Below are 21,388 nucleotides of genomic sequence, written 5' to 3' on the forward strand. Positions count from 1 at the left end.
AGGAGAGAGTAATGTGAAAAACGGTCCTGTTTATAGCAATATCTCAATGATTAATCGAGCATTCCGTACACTTGGTTCCCCGCTTCATCGTGATCTTATTGTCGATTTCGTTCGTACACATTGGGGAAATGGGAGAGGTCTTCCTGTTGAAGAAGCGAGAAATTTTGTCAAGCTTCCCCTTGAAGCACAGTTTTATTATGAAAAAACGGAGGAAGATGATCATTTTTCTCGCAAAGAAATTCACAATAAGAAATTAGATAGATTATATCATCAAATGAAGATAAATCCTTATCCGCAACTTTATTCCAGATCACTTCAAATTACCATGAGTGACATTTATTTAGATCCGAGATTTGATACTATTTCCTCTGAAGATGGAAATATCTATATTGTATTAAGTAAATGGAATTTATTAAATGATTTAGTCTTTCGCTACATGCTCAAAAACCATATTGACAAAATCCCCGTTTCTGACGTGTACCGGAGTGTTTTATTGAAATATTCAATTGACGACCCTTATGCTTATTTTTTTCCAAAAATTGATCCGCGTTTTTTTGTTGATCGGAAACAAATGGTCTCACTTGTTGAAAAAAACGATCTTGACTCATTTATTTCCATTCAAATAACCGATTATATTAAAGAAAAAGTCGCACTTAGCATACCTACTATTAAACAATTTGTAATGCATAAGGAAGGTTTTGTAAAAATTCGTGATGTCATTCGACATGTTTTTCAATTACAGCCCCATCAAGCGCTATTTTCTTCATATTTTGCAGCTATTAAACGGATTGTTCCTTTATTAGATAGTGAACTTATGTTAATCAATGAAGATGAAGATTCGTTAGCATATTCGACAATTGAAGAACATCCAGTCATAGAAGTAAAACAACGACTATACGGAGTTACTAACCTTTCTTCGATCTCTGAGCGCATTGAAGAATTAGATAACTCTAAAGAATCTTCACATTCCATATTAACAAAAACAAGAACTGTCAATACTACAACACGAACGAAAAAAAGGGAGAAGCTAAGCTATACTTTACGCTATTACGATCGAATTCAAGAGACGTTAGCTGCACACTATTTTACGGACTGGATTCAAAATAGTTGTTTAATCGTTCACTTCTTAGACAATGAAAAATCAATCCCTCTTATCTTTCGTTACGATGAACATAAAAATATTTTATATGGGCAACACCTTAGCAATTTGATGATTGATTACGATTTAGAGCCAGGCCAAAAACTAGAGTTCTTCCTTGAAAATGAACAATTGTATATGAGGCTAGGGGCTTTTGACGAGAAGGCACATACTGAACAAATGAAATATGAAGATATCGCAAAGCTTTCTCAAATGAAACAGCACGGCACTAAGTCGCTAATGCAACAGTTAGCAGAACTGCTCATGCTTCATCCATCAGGATTACATATTCGTGAAATAGTTCGCGATATACAGGAGGAGAGTAGTTACGCTGAGAGCAGCATTCGTAACACCTTATCTTCCTATCCTTTTTTTGAAAATATTGAAGGGAAAGTAGGATATTGGAGGTTTAATCCTCGTCAATGGAGAAAAAAATACATGGAAATTCCAAAAGAAAAAAAGGAATACTCCAAAAAGGAGTACTTTCCTTCATTACGTCAAATATTTAAACATCGGGCACTTGCTTCAAACAGAACAAAGCGCCGTTTAACTAATCGCCAGTATAAAGTATTACCGAAAGAAACGTTTCTTTCACTGGCGTGGGAATACTACTCTTTTACAATTTATCAATATGCAAAAAATTTTTCTTCTTCGCTTATTCCTTTAGAGGATCTTTATCAAGAAGCCTATTTTGCTTTGAATAAAGCATATAACCGCTATAATCCAGATATGGGCGGAAGTTTTTATCATTATTTTCGGCGGCATTTATTTGCACATCTTCAGCGTTACAAATTAAATCATTGTAGTCTTATTAGAATCCCGATTCACCGAATCATGCAGCTTATGAAAGAAGACCAAACAATTGAATCCCAACTATCAGCAAATGAACAGACCGTATCACCGGATTATGATTATATGTTATACAAGACAAATTATATAAGCTTTGAGGAACTTTATTCGCAGTACGATGATGAAGAAGCAAATGATGAAATACGCGCACGCCTGTATTGCTTCTTCCAAAACCCTATGTACGAGGATGATAGTATAAAAAGAAACGTAAATATTGACTACTTGCGGATCGAGGAACCTGAGGAATGCCAATGGCTCCAAGACGAAAATAGCTATGAGGAAAAAATATGTGATTGTCTGCTAGTAACCGCAGCTCTCCGCTACTTAAAACAAAATGCAAAAAACGACAAAGAATACAACGTAATTTTATATCGCTACGGTTTTTTGACAGGAGAGGAAATGACGTTGCAAGAAGTTGCAAATGTATACGGCATTTCCCGTGAAAGAGTGCGCCAAATTGAGAATAAAGCATTAGAGAAGTTAAAAAAATGGTTTCCTTATCAGAAAAGGATGTATTCAATGGATATTTTGGGTAAGTAACGCGTCATGCAGTGCATTTTGTGTGCTTATTACTGCAAATGAATAGCAAGCTGACTTTTGTGAATGTGAAAAGGAGTAGCGATGGTCAATGCCATCGCTACATCCGTTAAGAATGAACGATCCGACACAATACCCTTTTCTCACATAAAATAGATTACAATTCGAAAAACGCGAGATCCTCACCGTTACTTAAAGGAATTAATGTACGTCGGTCAAGAAGTTGATTTCCCCATTCGCACGACGTTTCGGAAACAAACCCACAAGCGTGACAAGCTGCACCGTTAATCGTAGACTGTAATTCAAATCGTGCATCCGAACAATGGGGATCCGATGAACAATGTTCCATTTTCTCTAATGCACGCACGAAGATCTCATATAGGTTATCAGGCTTAGACAATTCAATTAATCCGCCTAATCCACCTTCTGAGTCCGTAGAAGCCGTGTAGATTAGTACACCATGCATTTCCTCGTTACAATACAGCCTTTCCCGCAACGACGTAGTGGCGTATCCAGAAAACCTCGCAAATTCTTGAATCATCGCATGACTGAACGTATGAATTAATATATGACGAGCTTTTAAATGAATAGATGTATTCCCCATTTGTTGCCGCCGTTTATTGTAACGATCAAAAATGGTATATAGTTCCTTTTTTACACACTCTCTATTTTCCCATTCTATCAGTTTCTGAATATCAAATTGAAAAAATATACCTTCTCCTAAATTTTTCACAGCAGGCAACCAACCAGACGATTTTACGTCTTTCATAACCGAACAAACAGGAATTTCTGTTGTATCAAACGGGTCTAAATAATGAAGGCGTGTGAATCCCCTTAATACCTGAATTTCAGGCAACGATTCTATTTTCACAATAGATGAAAAATATGGGCTCATTCGTTCATGAATATCTACCCCGACACATTTAAACCCCGTATCCTCTAGATCATCGACATTTTTCTTTACTATCGTATTCCACTCTTGTTTACGAATAGTTTCGTATGATACAGTTTGTTCGTGATCTTCATTTAAAATTTGTTCAACCAGCGACAACTGACTTTCTTCAATTTGTAGTAACTCCGTTGCCATCTGCTTAAAAAATCCTGTTTTCTTGGCAATATTTAGAGCCTCTTTGTGCCTCTTCACTCGTTCAACTAAAATATCGTCCTTCCCATCACTTAAAGGGACGCCCAATGTACTAAAGATAAGCGGTGTGTACAGTTTAGATGCCCCACGTAAAACTGTTTCCATTTGTTCGCTACACTGTTCTTGGTCTCCTATCCAAGGGCGTTCTCCATTACACGCTTTTGTAAAACTCATAATATGAGCTAATGATTTCTTTTTCTTACATTTTACGCATTGAACGTACATATCAGAGAGGGATCCCGCTACCCCTTGATAAGTCATCTTTAATACCGGTTGCTTACATCCCTTTTCTTCGTGAATCCAATCAATCCACGGAAAATCATCAATATGACCATTTTTACACGCTAAAACAAAGCGGCTTGGGAACAATTCAACTTTTAAGCCTTTTTTTTCGCAATGATAACACTCAGTTTTTTCCCACTCCGTCATCATTCCACATTTCGGACATATTTTCCATTTTGGGAACGGTCTTGCCGTTATATTCATTTTATCTTGTCCCTCATTCAGTAACCGCAATCGAGAAACGCCCAATGCGTTCCTTATTCGTTCATCTTCTATTTCATTTTTTCTTTTAAAATCCCACAAATCCGCAGCCATAATCATAACACTTCCTTTTAGCATATCTACGATGGCTCCGGGTCCATGGTAAAATAATAACTGACTTGGTCTTAACTGTCCCATTTGTTTACTCACCGTTTCACACCTCAATATCCCTCAATAAATTAAATTTTGGTTACTTTTTTTCCTTCCATTTAACTACTTTGATTTCTGTCTCTACGCTTCGAAGCGAATGCATAGCAGGTCTGGCATCTTGCAGTGCATTTTCGTTCCCAAATGCTTTCAATAAATAAGGTATACGATTATACTTTGATTTTTGGTAGGCAAGTTTCTCATGTTTATCGGTCATTTCAATCCACCATTGCAAAATATCCTCGATGTTTCTTTCAAATTCTATTTCTGAAATCTCACCTGTCTGCATCGCTCGTTTCATTAGGAACTGCTTAATCTTTTCTACCTCTTCATTTCTTTCAAAACACTTCGCGCTTTGTTCTTTGCTAATGGCTGGTATACCTTGACGTATAGAGCCAACTAACACACCAGTTAATCCTCTCTGAAGGCTACCGTACGCAAATGGCGTAACACTCGTAGGCTCTACAAAGCGATAAATCGAACTATGATACGCTCGAAATCTTTCATAATGCGATAAATCACGCGAACGCAAGGAATTGAACAATGTTAATACGAGACCGGGATACATGCGCCCAACGCGGCTTGTTGCTTGAATATATTCCGATGTTGTTTTTGGCTGCCCATGTACAACCATTACTCCGAGACGATTAACATCAACACCTACAGAAATCATATTCGTTGCAAGCACAGCGTTAAGTGCCCCTTTTTCTTTATACGTTTTTTCCATTAAAGACAATAGACTTGGTATTTCTCGTGCCTTTCTTCGGCTCGTCATTTCTTCCACATAGAGATCTCTTTGCGCAAGTTCTTCATTCAACAGTTTTAATCGAACCGGGATCTCATCTTTAAATAGCATCGTTGTGCCGGCTAATTCTTTTACCGTATTAAAATAACCTAGAATCGTCCAATATGGGTCAATCGCATCTCCTTTGAACTTTTCGCTAATCGCCATTAATGCTGCATAAACATGAACTGTATGAATTTTCCCACTAACTCCCGGCGCACAAATACCAACATATAATCGACCAGGTTTTTGCTGCGTAGGGACTTCATATGATACAAAATTATCGCTAGCCTTTAGCACAGGTAAAGGAAACTGACTCGCCTTTCGGCCGTAAAGACGCTGAATTTGTTCATTCGCCCCACGAATAGTAGCTGTAGAGGCAACAATCTTCGGCCCTTTTCCTTCGTGCTGGCACAAATAGTCAATCGCTAATTCGTATAAACCTGTTAAAGATCCTAATGGACCAGAAATTAAATGAAGCTCGTCCTGAATAATGAGTTCTGGTGGCTTCAAACGGTGGATCTTTCTATATCCACGTTTATTAGTTTCAGAAAAAATAAAACCGTTTTCAAAACTATAATAGTTTTTATATCCAAACAGCTCATACATATCTTTTTTCCAAGCAATTTGTGCAATTTTATCAACAGTTCCAATTAGAATGGTAGGGACGTATTGATAAATAGCCTCATCAATCGTTAGAGCTGGAATTCCACTATCCTCTGAAAAAGGACATTTATGATAATGACAGCGAATCACTTGCTTATGGTTATCAACACAATAGTCTTCCGCTGTCAACTCTGTTCCGCACCACGGGCAGTGCGTCAGTTGCATCGGATTTCCTTCCAATATTTCGTTTCCTTCTTTTATTTGTTTCATTTTCTCGATGGCATCCTCATATGTATTAGGTGATGAGGACTGTCCGATCCAAAGCCCAATACGAAACGGTTCCACCCCATATTTTTCAGGCTCTTTTTGCCGAATGAGCTCCGCTGCACAAATCATAACTGCGGCCCTCTGAAATTGTTGTGTCGTCAACAAACGTAACGTATAACGCATAAATATAGTAACTCCCGCATACGTTTCTGGACAATCTGATTTCCCCATCAAGCGACGATATCCCATGGTGAATGCCGCTAGCCCTAGATATGCTTCTGTCTTTCCTCCCCCTGTCGGGAACCAAATTAAATCGACCACTTCCCGATCTTCGTGGTTAGGATCAACCATTCCAGCAATGTTCATTAATAGAAACGCAATCTGGAACAGACGCCATTCTCCTGTATATTTCGGCTGTATTCTTTCTTGGAAACTACGATAATGCAAAGCTACCTTCGAATGAGCTTGTTGAGTCACCATAACTTTATTCGCAAACCGAAAAGCTTCCCTTACGCGTGCGTTATTTACAATTAGACTAATTCCCTCTCGAATCCGCTTAATTATTTTCTCAATCTCTCGAACATTTCTTTTCGCTACTTCTTTTAGATGGCTCGGTAATGATGAAATATGCTTTTTTTGTTCATTCAGCCATTTTTCGTATTGGTTAGGAATGAAAGACAATGTTTCGTGTAGCCTTTTTTCATCCATTTCGCTCAATTCTTTCATGAAAAAGCGAACATTCGAAAAAGATCGATGTTCCACTGCAGGCAGCTCATAAAATGGCAGCCATTTGCTCTCAATGATGACGTAACGATCGCTTTCTCTCCAATCAACACCGACCCCGTGACCGACGGCATACTCATGAGAATGACGGCCATATAATAGCTCATCTTCATAATGATTCGCGTCTGCTTTCGAAGAAAATACGGCGATATTTTCTTTTGGAACCTCTACAACCATTTTTGTTTGAAACATAATTTCGCTTTGTTTGGGATATGAGTCCCGTTCATAGCTGTTCATTAAAAACAAGCTAACGTGATATAAACCGTCATGATATTTTACCTTGCAACGTACGCGAGCCGGTTCATTTTTTGCCTCATATGTCCGGTTTTCCGGGACAAACTTCCATTCTTCTTGCAATTGCGTTCGTGTATGTTCTTGATCATCATACATCCCCCAACTGATTTGCACTTTTATATCCGTAAGGGATTTCATTTTAAAACTGAACCCCATGGATGATGGGCGAAACACGTGCCGATGAATTAGTACTTCATCCATTGCCTCATCTTCTAGCAATTGTTTAGTTTCAATATGATTTTCTTCCTCATTTAAAACATCCGATGTTGAACCAAATGGAACAAGTTTCCCTGTTAAATAAAGAGCCATCGGTGTCTTTTTTCGACCTAACGTTTCGTTTTCTTCAAATGGACCGACAAGAAATTTTTCTAATTCTGAATGGATGATCGAACGCATCTTAACGTATTCGCTCATATCCATTTGAGGCTGTGAGGTTTGTATATCTTTAAGTTTCACTTTCTCATTTTCTATAATAAAAACATCACTATACTCTTCCACAAACCGTTTAATCGTCTTTTCTGTCCAGAAATCCCCTACTGTTTTAATCTCTGATAACTTGAGCTCTTTTTGACTTTTTAAGTATTCAAGCAATTTCTTTGCCCCTGGTTTCATAAATAATCTCCTTTCGCTATCCAACATACTTCTTTCAAAAAACTCTTTCAGTCGCCAGTTTTATCCGCCTGTCGACAAATGGCTATTCCACACTCTCTTCATTTCACAGTAACTTCTCTTTCATCTTACCATAAATTGTGATAAACCAAGCGCAATAAGTTTCTTCCATTTATTACTGTATACTCCATCAAAAAAGGACGTCGCGCGGACATCCTTGTGATGTGTTGAGTATGTGATTTTCGATCTTTCGATAGTAGCGGAGAACAATAAGTTACATGAAATCCATACATGGATCACTGAAAAGCCTGTGATATCGGTGTCCTATTCCTCACCTTCCTGTGTGAAGTTTTACTAAGGTGACACAAATAACTTTAAACAGGACACAAGCTGGCCAGGAAAAAGCTTATGTCCGGCCCCCACGATAAATTTTTATATATCCTTTAGTTGGAACCTCTCTATAATTAAGATATGCTCTTCTACTACCTCTTCTCCTTGTCGGATACCCAATTTCTTCTAATATCTCATCAATTCTTGCTTCATAATGTGAATAACGCTCATTATTGAATTGTGCCAATTGAACCTTTTTCTTAAGATAATGTAATTCGCGCTGCAGCTTGTCTATCTTATTTATTTGCTCGATTAATTGGTGACACTTAATTACAATTTCTTCAGGGACTTTTGCTATTTCCTTGATAATCTCATGTGATTGAACTTTATATCGTTTCTTAACCATTACAACAGACTTGGAATCTAATCCTGGCGGTTGATCGATAAATACCGTATTGATTTCATACTTTTCCCTAATTTTTATATGATCTTTTTCGGGTCTTCCTCTATTGATTCGTTCCATTGTTTCCCTATCTAGCGTATTAAATATATCTTCTTCATTGGCTTTTCTCAGTTGTGCAAATAAAAAGCCATCTGAAAACACATCCAAACAAAGAGCAGGCACTATCTTCTTGTCCTTAATTCTGATTAAGTAAATTGTTCCCTTCAATATGACTCATCCTTTACTTATATTAGTAAGACATGTAAATACTCACTCATATTTTCAACAATTTCATCATCTTGGGGAATCTTTCGGTGATCGTTGCAGACAGCTTCTGACACTGTTTACATACTTCTTTCGAAATGGTTGGCACTTCATCTCCTTTCCTCAAAAAACAAAAATTTCCTCAGCCATTGCCCTTTCCTGAACGATTTGGCCGTCTTGCACTACATAAATATAGAGCTTGCTCAAGATATCAGCTAAGTCTTCCAAGTGTTCTTCCGATGGCATATAATTCGGATCATGCGTTAACAGAATGTAACGTTCTTCGCCGTTGAAGCGTTCACTATAGAAATCAACTAGAGCGAGGCAGTCAAACATCTTGATATTGATTCGGCCATTAGCTTTTTCGTACTTCTCTACAGCTTCTTTATAATCAATAGCCATCACTCTTTTACTGCGTCCTGTAGGCGCTACTTGCAACGAGAGAATCCTTTTTGGCGGTTTCATACTAATATTCTTTTGACGAAGAATAATGTTTAGACGTTCTTCTTTTTTCATATCCAGATCAATTAAGTGCGCATTCATTTGGTTAATGAGGGCGCTATTACGATTATCAATATTTTCTTGCTGGTATTTCTCCAACTTCTCTAAAGTGTCACGGTATTGCTCATGAAATGATTTCTCTAAAAATTCCTGCAGCTTGTCTAATTGTTTTTGGCGCTTTGCTTGAATTTCGTCCCTAATAAAAGAGGCATGTTTCAGCACGTGTCCAAGGCACTCATTTACTTTATCATCACTTAACTCAACAACACTTTCGTAAAAGTTTCCGACAAATAGCCAGTATGGGTCAAGTGAAATGATTTCACCACTTTCTCGTTTCGCTAGGTGAATATAATGATTTTCTAATTCTTTTCCTGTTCCATCAACAACACTAATATTGTATATCTCCACTCTTAACGGCTCTGGAACATCATATGTTGCTAAATACTCTCCCCATGAACGTTTTTCATTTTCTTTTTTCATTAACCCCATGCTTAGTCTAAAAATCGGATGATCGCTATATAATAAAGCGACTTCCTCCGATTCGTATTCACGTACACCAGTGAAACGGTAGCTTTCTCCTTGATATTTAGATAACTCGGGTAAGCTATCGCGAATAAATTTCGGCAACCGTTCGATGCGCTTTACTTTCCCATCGTTTGTATCATAGACTCGGACTTTTTTCTTTTCTAAAATGTACGTTGCTAAATCTGTATATGCCCGAATTGGAATGCGTTTTACTGTCAAATCATTTTGCTCACGTTTTAAAATCGATAAATCAAGCGGATCCTCAACCATTCTTTCTTCTTGCATGAGCTTCAATAGCTTTTGGTGCTCTTCCGACAATGTTTTTTCCATATTGGCAATAACATCATCCAGACGTTCTCGGCTTAAAATTGCTTCCTGCATTAAGTCGGCTAAACTATCAAACTTATCTTCTAAAACTTCGCCAATAAAATCATAAACTAAATCAGATCCTAAGTCTTCTTTCATCTGCTCCATTTTTTCAAGCAGACGAGTCATGACACTACCTTCACGAGTATTTTGCGCTACTAAGTTAAATACAAACACTTCGTTCTTCTGCCCGATACGATGAATACGTCCCATTCGCTGTTCTAATTTATTTGGATTCCAAGGGATATCATAGTTAATCATTTGATTACAAAACTGGAGATTTATCGATTCTCCACCTGCATCAGTCGCGAGCATAATTTGACACTCGTTTCGGAAAAGTTCAACTTGTCTTCTGCGCTCATCCATTGAAAAACTACCAACAATTTTCGCGATTTTTGGTACATGCTCAAGAAGCTTTCTTTCTAAATAATTCAATGTATCTGTAGATTCCGTAAAAATGAGGATCTTCTCATTTTGTTGAAGCAGTCCATTTGTCCCAAACAGCGTTTTCTCTAATTCTTGATACTTTTTCTCTACCGCGTATAACTTAAGATTTTCCGCTTGTTCGATTAACTTCTTTAAAACCATAATTTCCTTTTTTAATTCGGTCGTATCAATGGAATCTACAGCTTGTTCCAACTGTTTCTCAATCAATTCCTGTTGCTCGCTCGCCTCTTCTAAATAATTCTCCAATTCAATATGTCCTAGCTTTTTAATATACTTTTGTCTTTCTTGCTCTGTTTGTTTGTATAACTGGACTAAACGTTTATATCTTCTTTTAAGGGATAAATGAATCGCTTCCAAAGACGAACTTAGACGACGTTGCAGGAGCATCATCGCAAATGCAGTACTATTACTTCCATTGCTTATCGCTCGATTAAAATGCTCTCTTACATATTGCGTTACCGCATCATATAAGGCTAGCTCTTCGTCTGTCAAAGTATATTTAATTGTTTTCGTCGTTCGTTTTGGAAATAGCGGTGTTCCGTCAAAATTTTTCATACTTTCTTTCAAACGGCGGATCATGAATGGGTTCGTTTTTTCACGTAAACTTTCATTCCCGCTTATATTCGAGAAAATATCTTCATCGATTAATTTCATTAAATGGCGGAAATTCTCCATATCACCTTTATGCGGAGTAGCAGTCAGCAACAAACAATGCGGTGCCTTACGTAATATCGACTCACCTAATTGATAAAGTTTTGTTCTTGAAGTGCGTTTTTTTATCGTTCCGTGTGTATACGCTGCCATTTTATGCGCTTCGTCAACGATAATTAAATCAAACTCCGCTTCTTGAATTAATAGTTTAATATCTTCCCGCGCAGCCCAATACATAGAAGCTAAGCATAAATCGTTGGCTACAAACGGATTTTTTCCGCCGTATTCCTTTAACACATTTCGATTAATAATATGAAAATGTTCGTTAAACTTTTCTAACAATTCTTCTCGCCATTGTCTCACTACTAAAGGAGGAACTAAAATTAGAATACGTTCCACACTATATCTAGCTTTTAATTCTTTGATTAGCATCCCAGACATAATCGTTTTACCAGCACCCGGATCATCAGCAAGTAAAAAACGAATTTGTGGAACTTGAAGCATTCTGCCGTAAACTGCTTCAATTTGGTGCGGTAATGGTAATAATTTTTTGTTCCCTAATGCTCTTGTTCGCGAGTACTTAACCTCATTGTGTAGCATTAAATATTGTAAATACCGCTGAATATCAATCGCTTGAACACTGCTTTCGCTTTTATTTTCCTTTAAACTTTTTAAATCTGTTAATTTCTCTTTCTCCAGCATAAGCTCATAAAATTGATTTGTTTCTCGCCCGATGGCTTCAATAATGTAGAATTCTCCAAATAATTCACAGCGCTTAATTTCAACACTTTCTGGAAAATGCGGTCCATGTACAATTTCACCAATGTTAAACATCATACACCCTCCACGGAAAACAATAGGAACCTAATCATGATCACAAAGACAGTTCGACTGTCACCATATCGACTCCTTGTCTATTTATACGAAACTGATGATTATTTCGTAACTCTGCCGCACTTATCTCAAATGAAAACGGAAAGAATAAAGAATGATTATGAAGCAGGTCAATAGGCATGGCTGTAACATTCGTTGCTCGTAAAATCACTTCTGTAATAAATGGATTAAGATCCGTTGATGTTATTGACATTTTTGGGCGCAACTTATATGAACGGCTTTTTAACAAATCGACTATTCCCCACGTTTTTATACTTGTTAATACCGCACTTGTTGCTACTTCTACGCGTCTACGATCCCCGTACAACTCCTTCATTTTTCTTCCGATTACTGCGCTTGGAACTTCATCTTGCAAACGAAACAGCTTTCCTAGTTCCTGTACCAAGTCTTTAAAAAATGGATAAGCAAGAATCGTCATTCCCCAATGAACAAGTAATCGCTCTTCTTTTGTCAAATGAGGAGACATTTCAAGTGCTTTGTCTCGTAATGGAATAGTTTCTTCGTCTACTAAATACCAAATTTTCATTAACATCGTGATGGCGTTTTTTCTAGACTTCGCCCCTTGAATATCACTTCGTAAAAAATAATCTAAAGCTTCATACATTTCCTTTCTTGATAATTTCCTCGCTTCATTCGCAGTAAAATCTAAATGATGTAACATTATTTTCTGATCAAATCCTACTGGTTTAACCATTTGTTATCCTCCTAAAGACGGAATCACTTTCACAAAAGGAACAATGACTTCCTCCATACTAATACTACCGTGGCTAACAATTCGCTCACTTTTATTGACAAATGCTTGTCCATAGTGAGCTAATAAAGCATGATAGTCTCCCGGCAACCCTACACCGGTCCAAGGAATACCACCTATTTTTTTCACTGCATCTTCAAACAAAATGGTATCTGTATAAACTCGAACCCGTTCTCCTTTTTGTTCTACTAATACGCCTTCAGAAATTCTACCAATACCTACACTTTCCGTATTTCCATGATCAGATGTAATGTAAATGGTGAATTTTTCGCGATGCAAATCAGTTAATAATTGCGCTAAATAGTCTGTATTTAACCATAATTGCAGCTCAGACATTAAACTTTTTTCACCTTGTACGGCTCCATGGATAAATTGGTCGATGATGTCAATGACAGCGCCATATACTTTAATGTTCGGACGTTTAAACGCTGCAATTCCTTCCTTTTTATAGGCTTCTTTTCCTAATCCTTTTTGATATGAAACATATTGTTTTAATAGTCCGCTGTTTTCCCAAAATATTTTCCAATAGCTCTCTTCTTTTGCGGTTGTGCCAATACTTTGTGAAAATAAAGATGGAAAATTACCAGCGAAAATGGCTTGACGAGAAACCGATGTTAATGTCGGAACCCAAGCAAATACACCATTTTCCTCAAAAGAAAAACCTTTATTGGTTAAATAATACTTGATTTTTTTCCATTGCACATAGCTCATCCCATCCAATACTAGCAAAGCGATTTTTTCATTTTGTCCACGCTTCGATGCAAGAAATTGTGCAATATGATGAACCATTTTCGGTTTAGGAACTGGCGGCAGGCTTGTTAATGAACGGTAGCCTTCCATCATCCATTTTTCAAACATTTCGTTTACTTTACAGAAAAGAACATTTACTTCGCTCTCATATTCTTGTTTGTTTGTATCTAAAACTGTACACTTGTATTCAGCCATCAGTTCCATTATATTAATCCAATCTTTATAGCGGGATGCAGAAGTGATTTGCTCCATGATTTTTTCATGAAGATGGCGAATTTTTTCCTGCAATGAACCATCTTCATCCACTTCTACACCATATTTCATCCAAGTTGGAAAAGAATATGATACGTTCGTTTTTACTTTTCTAATATATCCTTCTGCAAATAAATCGTTCATCAACCTTCTAACATCAGGATTGGAAAATGGATGTGCCAAATACAAAGGACTTTCTTCTAATACACTTCCTTCTTCCCATTCCATGAGTTGATGAACAAATGTAACCCATTGCTTCTCTATATATTGAAAGAAATAAGTAGAGGATGTAAGTAAACGTTTTATAGGTATTCCTTCAAATACGTTTTTGCCTGATAACTTTTCGATTAAAAACTGCTGTACAATCGACGGTAATTGTTTCTTAGCATAATGAATCGAAAGAAGTAATTTATATAACTCAACTTCGCTATCAATTAGCTCATGGACAATTTTATAAGCATGTTTAACGATGTATTCCAACGTTTCCTTATCAGAAGAAGAACCCTGATACTGTTTATGTGCAGTATACAAGACATCGAAATCTTCTTTATCTAGCTGTTTAACAATTCCTGGTGAAAACTTTGGAAATAACTCGCTAATCTTTAATTCAATATGGTATCCATGTTGTAAAAAATCATATGGAAAATAAATGTAATTTTCATCATTACTAAAGAAAAGCAATTTTAATTGATTTTGCTTGACTTTCTCTCTAAACTGAGACTCATACATGTAACGAATAAAGATGCTATCGTTAAAATGAATGACTTCATATCCATTCTCTCTTAATCGTTGAAGAATTTCTTCATCATTCAATAAAAAATCCGGATCATTGACTAACAGTAACGAATAAGGTTGATTGACAAACTTTTGGACAATTTCATCACGCCAAGTTTTCATGGTCTCACCTTAAAAAGATTTTTTCACCGCATATACCATTATGATTACATTATAACAATGTTAAAGATTGAAAGCCTGATTTTTTTGGTAAAAAATCAGGCTTTCAATAGATTATAATCCTAAGCGTATTTGTGCGTTGTCGTAATACATTAGCAGCTTGTCGTCCTCTTGAATGACACTCTCAGGTAGACGTTCGCCGACTTTTACAATCTTTTCATAATCTTTATCGCTCCATGCTTTCTTAAATCCAGCACGAATGGCTTCTGTGCGGAATTGTTTGAGCTTTTTCTTGCTCTTTTCTAGTTCTTCTAAGTAACCTTCAAATTCACGTAACAACGCTTTTTCCCGAAGCTTCTCTAAATCGGCTTGTTTGTTCGGATCTGGTACATACCAACGGTTCATCGCTTTTTCCTTAAGTTGCGGATCATCGTTTTCTAAACCGCGTAAATCTTTATAGTTTCGGCGGAGATAACTTGCAATTTGGTCTGGTACAGGACCGTCACCTTCATACTTCAAGAAGTTTTGATGCAATAAATCGTCTAACTCAGGCAACTTCTCGTGTTTTGCAATATGCTGGATTTCTTTCATAAAGTTTGGATGAATATCTTGCCGCGTTTGCGGTTTCTTCAATAACTGTTGACGTAGCCATTCGATGGCACTTGTTTCATCTGATACAAATAAGCTCATTTGCGCAAATTCTTTCACTAACGTACGCTTCTTATCGTACTCCGCGACTTGGCTCTCTAAAAACGCCATTCCATCACGCATTGGGAAACGTTGCGCAACCCCTGCCTGAAACTCCGCAGATGAAATCGGTACAGGCAAACCATTTTGCACATGGTACGCAACCATTCGGTCAAATAAGATGCGCGGTGTACGCTCCGCAATAATTTGCGCTTCGCCTTTATGACCAATAAACACTGGTAACTGTTCAAGGTGCTGACGAACAAACGTCCAAGCGGATTCTTCAGTATTTTGTTCTCGTTTCATCTTCTCGATATTTTCTTGCTTAGGTTTGTAGGCAGAAATAACTAGGTCTTGCTTTACGGCTGTAGTTGTTGTTACTGCTTTGAAACTGCCTTGTTTCTTATCTAAAACTGATACATTAGCAATGACAAATCCGGCTTTTTGAATAGCTTCCTGGATAGCATTCCAAATGGACGATTTTGAATTACTAAATTCTACTGTCATCCACTTTCCAGGTTTAAGTATCCTGTAATATTCTCTAAAACAATGGTACATCAATTTTTTGTATACATTTACATCTTTTTCTTGATAATTACTTACAATAGCTTCTGTTTTTTGATTACTAAAAATACGAAGCCACGATTCCCAGATATAGTTTAATTCGGAATACATAAGGTTTGAACCGAATGGTGGGTCAGTAAATATATAATCAATGCTATTATCATTTATATTTAGGGTTAGAGAAGATTGTGTACTTATAATGCTAGTGTTAGTTAGGCGCGCAATCTTTTTAATATCCTGAAATTTACGTCTTATTTGATTAAAAGGGTTATTTTCTTGAGGAGTGGAACAAATATAATACGTCCCTGATGTAGATCCTCCCTTTTTATTAATACGCCACCTGTACAACCAAGTGAGATTAGGAATTGCTGCAGTCAGAACAAATAATCCCAAATTCTTATAATTTGACGCCATTACTTCTCGATATAGTTCCCCTAATAATATATTATTTCTATGCGACATTAGTTGGAAAACATATTTAAAACCTAAATTATCCAGTCTCCCTATTTCGTCACCATAAATCAAATTATTCAATGGATAATCGGAATAAAAATCACCTTGTGCAATTTCGTTGATAATTTTGATATCCAACTGATCTGGTTTTTTTTCGTACCTAGTTGCACCTATACTGTAGTTAATTAGAACAGGAATAAATTTTACCTGAGTATATGATTGATTTAACTTTTTACTATATCTTGTTTCAATTGCTCTTTCTACCTCTCTCTTTTTTAAGAGTACACCGCAAGAAGTACAATGAAATTCCTCTTTTACTGATCCATTATCTAAATCCACTGCAACATCCCAATAAGTAAATTCGTTACTACAGTTTGGACAAATAAAAACTTCACTCCAAACGACAAAATTTATTATTCCTTTAACCTGTTTATTTGAGTGGTTACCATTATTTGTATGATTTGTTTCAAACATCCATTTATATTTCTGCTCTAGTTTATCAAGGACATTTAGAAAAAATCTTTCAAAACCAGAAAAATTTTCACTGGAACAGTAATTATAACTGATATGAGTTGCAATTGGTGAAAGGTCATTTAAGATAGCATATCTTTTCCCAAACGATGAAATTATTTCTCCATTTTCATCGAGAATGCAATCTTCATTATCAAAAGAATAGCCTAATTCCTTAATAGCTTCTCTATTACCACATAATGATGCTGCAATTCCAGTCATACCCGTACCACAAAAACCATCAAAAATTATATCTCCTGGTTTAGTGTAGTGGAGTATATACCTCATTATTGCTTTATGTGGTACTTTTGTATGGTAAGCGTGTGCCATATACACAGGATCTGATTTACCTTCGCTCACATCCGCCGCGAACGGTTCGCGATGATACTCCTCATTCTCATCTCTACCATACTTCTCTTTTTTCTCGCGTTCCCATTCTTCAATAAAATCGTTAATCCACGGATTCGGGCATGCTGTGTAGTACGGTGGGTCTGATAAGGCGATGATATCTTCATCATCCCCAATTGGGAAGCCTTCGATTTTCTTTAGCTCTGGCAGTTTTTTGCGTAATTCGTTTCGGAAATACTCTCTTCGTTCCTCATCATTTTTAAATGTCATGCCTAAGCAGACAACGGGACCGTTGTCTGCTTGTTTATGATCATCTAGTAAAGACAATTGTTTTTCGTCCAATGTTGGTTCCTCCCTTTACTTCTTTACCATGATGCGTACACGATGTGGTTGGTTGTTGCCAACAATTGCCCTCATCAACATTTCAAAGTTTCTTCTCACTTCGTCGACTGTTAATGGGTTGCCATCGCCCATCATTTTCACAAGTTGGTCAATATGAATCTCTTCTTTATGGATCCCTTTTAGTAAATCATTAATAATTTCAAGAAGGCGAATGTCAATTGGTAAATCAAACTGTTTCTTTTCAATAAAGTCTTTTACGAGTTGTTGTTGCTCAGCACTTAACAACGAGATTCCTTCTTGAACAATTGGATCGTTAAAGTTAGTTAATAACGTCCCTGTCCACGTATTTAACAAATCATCAAGCCGTTCTTCTAATTGCTCTAATGAAATTCGTTGTACCATAGCTTCGTCACGAGGATTGAACTTACAATATGGACAAATTGGATCATGTTGTAATTGCTCACGTGTCAATTGATAGCAAGATTTTAGCGACTGAATATTTTTATTCCACTCATCTAATGCTTGACGAGGTAATAAATCAATTCTTGATACCAACTCTTTTAAAGCAAGGTAACGTTTGTCATTCAATAATGCTTTTTTCTTGTTTTCTTCGGTCGCATTTAAACGCGCTTGATGGTGTAACTGTAAATAATGTTGAATATATTCTTCTTTTAATTTCTCCAATTCACGAATCTCACTTGAACAATCGCTATTTTCTTTTAATGCAATCGCTAAGTTGTGTAACGCTACGTCAACACTTTCGAGCCACTCTCGATTTGTCGACATGACTAATTTCGCTTTCGATAAGTAATCGGCTACTTTGGTGTATTCGTGAATTTTTTGTTGTAATTGTTCAAGCTTAGTAACAATCTTTAAGTTTTCGTTTTGTTGTTCAATATCGGACACGCTATATTTTAAGTTTGTCATTTTTGCTCGCGTGTTATAAACTTGAAGGCCTTCTAAGAACGTTTTTAAGCTTTCAAGTTTCGCAATGTATTCCGCACGTTCGTCACTTGAGAATAACGGACCGTCCCAAATGTGGAATTTATTGCGCACATCGTTTATCATCTTAACCGTTTTTTCAACCGCTTGGCGTGATTGGCTAATGATTTGCTTAATGGCGAATTCTAGCCAACTTTCATCCGTCACATTTCCTTTACCAATATCAAACATATCAATTAATGCGTTAATTGCTGGAATTGGCAACCCGCTTGGTTTTTTAATATGGCTAAAATGCGTTAACTTACTTAAAGGAAGTTTGATAAACTCGCCAAAGTTCATCGCTTCGTATGTTTTATTGTCCACCGTGACAACAATTTCACCTTGTTGGATAAGAGCACCTAACACAACAACTAGTAACTCCGGTTCCATGCGAAATTCTTTTGTCAATCTGACATCTTCTGTACCTTGAACAGTATAGATTGTTTCAATAAGTTCGTTTTGATTCAATACTTGTCCATGTCCTTTTTCTTCTAGTTTTTCAATAACCCAACGTGCATATCCAGAACCACGAACGTTTAATTCCCCTTTTTGATCTAATAACACTAATCCGTTTAGAATTGCTTCCCCTTGGCTCGTTTTTCTTCCATTCATATATGAAAGCGCATCGCTAACGTAGGTTGCCATATTGTCTTTTGTTAAATATGCTTTGTCTAATTTCCGGAAAGAAGGGTAATCTTTATACTTTTCTTCAAACCATTGACTCAATAACCCTTCCGCCACCGTATTAATCAAATCAATTAAGGTGGCGTTTCCTGGAAGAAACATGCCGAATTCTAATACAGATCCTTTCTTGCCGCGATACTGAATTTCAAATGCCTCTACAAAATGTTCTTTTAACCAAGCCACGAGGTTTTTTAAATAACCTTCGGATTTATCAGTGTATAAACGTTTTGTGGTAGCAGCCGCATCGTTGCTCATTTCCCGTGCTCCGCCATACAAACGTAATAAACGGACAAATCGATCATCCTTTTTAGTCATACGGAAGAACACTTCATCGGCTTTTTCTTCGTCTTTAAATTTTGGAGGTTCAAATGGCTGTAACATATAAATGTAGAAGTCTCGCTCAGGTTGAGCTGTTGAACGTTCATTTGGCGCGCCAAAGAATAAATATCCTTGACGTTTGACACGGCGATCTTCCCAAGGAATTTCATGGAGCCAAATTTTATAGCCGGTTACATATGTATTATCGGCCACCCCGGTTGCTCGTTTTAGTACTTCAAAATAGTAGCGGTCTAACTGATTGTCTGTTAAATCTTCCCCACGTTTTTCAATTAACTCGTCTACCGCAATATCTTTTTTAACATCCAAGTAATACTGCCCATTCTCTTGGTTTGTAGAAATATACTGGAAGCTAACCACTTTCATAATTTCTTTTAGTACTGCTTCAATTGTGGTTTTTAAGAAATCCGCAGCGTCATCATCCATGTCTAGCAACATTCCAATATTTAAGAACAATTTGTCTCTCAGTTCTTCAGATGTTAAACCGACTGGTGCATTAATATCATCTATCGCTAAACGGTAAACAGCAAGGGCATTGACAATTCGTAATGCCGCTGGTTTATAGGCAGGCTTTAAACCGTTTTGCACACGGTCTTTCAATGTCTGTACTTTGCTCATCACTTCTTTTACATTCGGATTACTTCTTAGTGATGAATCTTCTTCGATATATTGCCAATAACGGTCAAACGAAATAATCCCTGTTTCATTTTCAGGAACCTCTTCGGTCAATAACTTACGGATTTCTCTACTAATTGTTTGCAATACAACACGTTTTTCCGCAATATTTACCTTTTCAAATGTTTCTAAATAAGCCGGATGTATCGGGAAAAGATTCACATACGTCTCCATATCTTCCCCAAGACGATGGTATAATGATGTAAATTTGCTTAAATGCTCGCGAATTAACGCTTTTTGTTTTTCATCCTTTTTCAATAGACGTTCTGACACAACGTAAGCAATGTCTTCACGAACAATTCTTACTTCTTGGAAACGTTCTTTTACCCGACGTAATGAGTCGGCAACGAATTGGAATTTTGGGTTATCAAATAACATTTCTTGGATTCCAGCGATGAAGCGTAAACGAGTTTTACTACAGACTTCCCCAAATTCGCGTAAAAATCCTAAGTCTAAAGTGAGTTCCTGCTCTTTACGGCTGCGCAAATAGTCTAATAATTCGTCTACAACAAGCATGAGCCCTTGATCAGGATATTGTTCGTGGAATAATTCCATCATTTCATAAAGCATGTCTTTATTATTTGTTACTTCATCAGCTCTTGGAAAAGTATAATCAATTCCTAGATTCGCTAGACCTTGTTGTAACGCTTGGCAAATAATGTCACGTAAAGACATCGCAACAGCGCCTATTTCTGTACGAATCACTTTAAACTTTCCTTCAATTTCTTTTGCTTTTTTTGCAACACGTTCATTTTTAATATGCTCACTTGCCCCTGGCTGCTCAGCAATCGTCGAAATAACACTCATTAAATGCGATTTACCTGTTCCATAGTTACCAACAATCAGCAATCCTTTGTTATCAACGATACGGTCGAATTGAAGTTGCTCGATGATAATATCACTTAGCTGTTCCGCCATACGTTCTGAAATAACATACGTGTTTAATAAATGTACTGCGCGTTCTTTATTGTCGGCATCGCGTAATTGTACGACTGATTCAATTGGTTCAAATTGAATTAAATCACTATAACGTAACATCT

General features: G+C 36.9%; 9 protein-coding genes. 1 reads left to right on the forward strand and 8 read right to left on the reverse strand.

What is annotated here, in order from left to right; all coding sequences use genetic code 11:
• Nucleotides 1–13 precede the first annotated feature (13 nt).
• Nucleotides 14–2,527, forward strand: a complete 2,514-nt coding sequence (locus tag NST18_RS08080) for a sigma-70 family RNA polymerase sigma factor (protein WP_088223263.1) — start codon at nt 14–16, stop codon at nt 2,525–2,527.
• Between the two features lie 154 nt (nt 2,528–2,681).
• Here NST18_RS08080 and NST18_RS08085 read toward each other — a convergent pair whose 3' ends face one another.
• From NST18_RS08085 to NST18_RS08120, 8 genes are all read right to left on the reverse strand, one after another.
• Nucleotides 2,682–4,361 carry a DUF1998 domain-containing protein gene (locus tag NST18_RS08085; protein WP_340721336.1) on the reverse strand — a complete coding sequence of 560 codons (1,680 nt, stop codon included), beginning with the start codon at nt 4,359–4,361 and terminating at the stop codon, nt 2,682–2,684.
• A gap of 40 nt (nt 4,362–4,401) precedes the next feature.
• Entirely contained in the window at nt 4,402–7,704 is a 3,303-nt protein-coding gene (gene drmA, locus NST18_RS08090; protein ID WP_340721337.1) for a DISARM system helicase DrmA, read from the reverse strand.
• Between the two features lie 403 nt (nt 7,705–8,107).
• A complete protein-coding gene (locus NST18_RS08095; RefSeq protein ID WP_192954343.1) occupies nt 8,108–8,701 on the reverse strand; it encodes a hypothetical protein in 594 nt (197 codons plus the stop codon).
• Nucleotides 8,702–8,860: 159 nt separating this feature from the next.
• The gene (locus NST18_RS08100) at nt 8,861–12,061 is read right to left on the reverse strand and encodes a DEAD/DEAH box helicase (RefSeq protein ID WP_340721338.1); all 3,201 of its coding nucleotides are present in this window, start codon (nt 12,059–12,061) and stop codon (nt 8,861–8,863) included.
• Nucleotides 12,062–12,101: 40 nt separating this feature from the next.
• On the reverse strand, nt 12,102–12,815 hold the full coding sequence (locus NST18_RS08105) for a hypothetical protein (protein ID WP_340721339.1): 714 nt from the start codon (nt 12,813–12,815) through the stop codon (nt 12,102–12,104).
• 3 nt (nt 12,816–12,818) lie between these two features.
• Nucleotides 12,819–14,771 (reverse strand): BREX-3 system phosphatase PglZ, encoded by a 1,953-nt coding sequence (pglZ, locus tag NST18_RS08110; RefSeq protein ID WP_340721340.1) that lies wholly within the window; start codon nt 14,769–14,771, stop codon nt 12,819–12,821.
• Nucleotides 14,772–14,882: 111 nt separating this feature from the next.
• Nucleotides 14,883–17,672, reverse strand: a complete 2,790-nt coding sequence (locus NST18_RS08115) for a DNA methyltransferase (RefSeq protein WP_340721341.1) — start codon at nt 17,670–17,672, stop codon at nt 14,883–14,885.
• 15 nt (nt 17,673–17,687) lie between these two features.
• The gene (locus NST18_RS08120) at nt 17,688–21,386 is read right to left on the reverse strand and encodes a DUF6079 family protein (protein WP_340721342.1); all 3,699 of its coding nucleotides are present in this window, start codon (nt 21,384–21,386) and stop codon (nt 17,688–17,690) included.
• Nucleotides 21,387–21,388 lie beyond the last annotated feature (2 nt).

Origin of the sequence: Anoxybacillus sp. FSL W8-0104 (genome assembly GCF_038004465.1) — a bacterium.
Lineage (GTDB): Bacteria > Bacillota > Bacilli > Bacillales > Anoxybacillaceae > Anoxybacillus > Anoxybacillus flavithermus_G.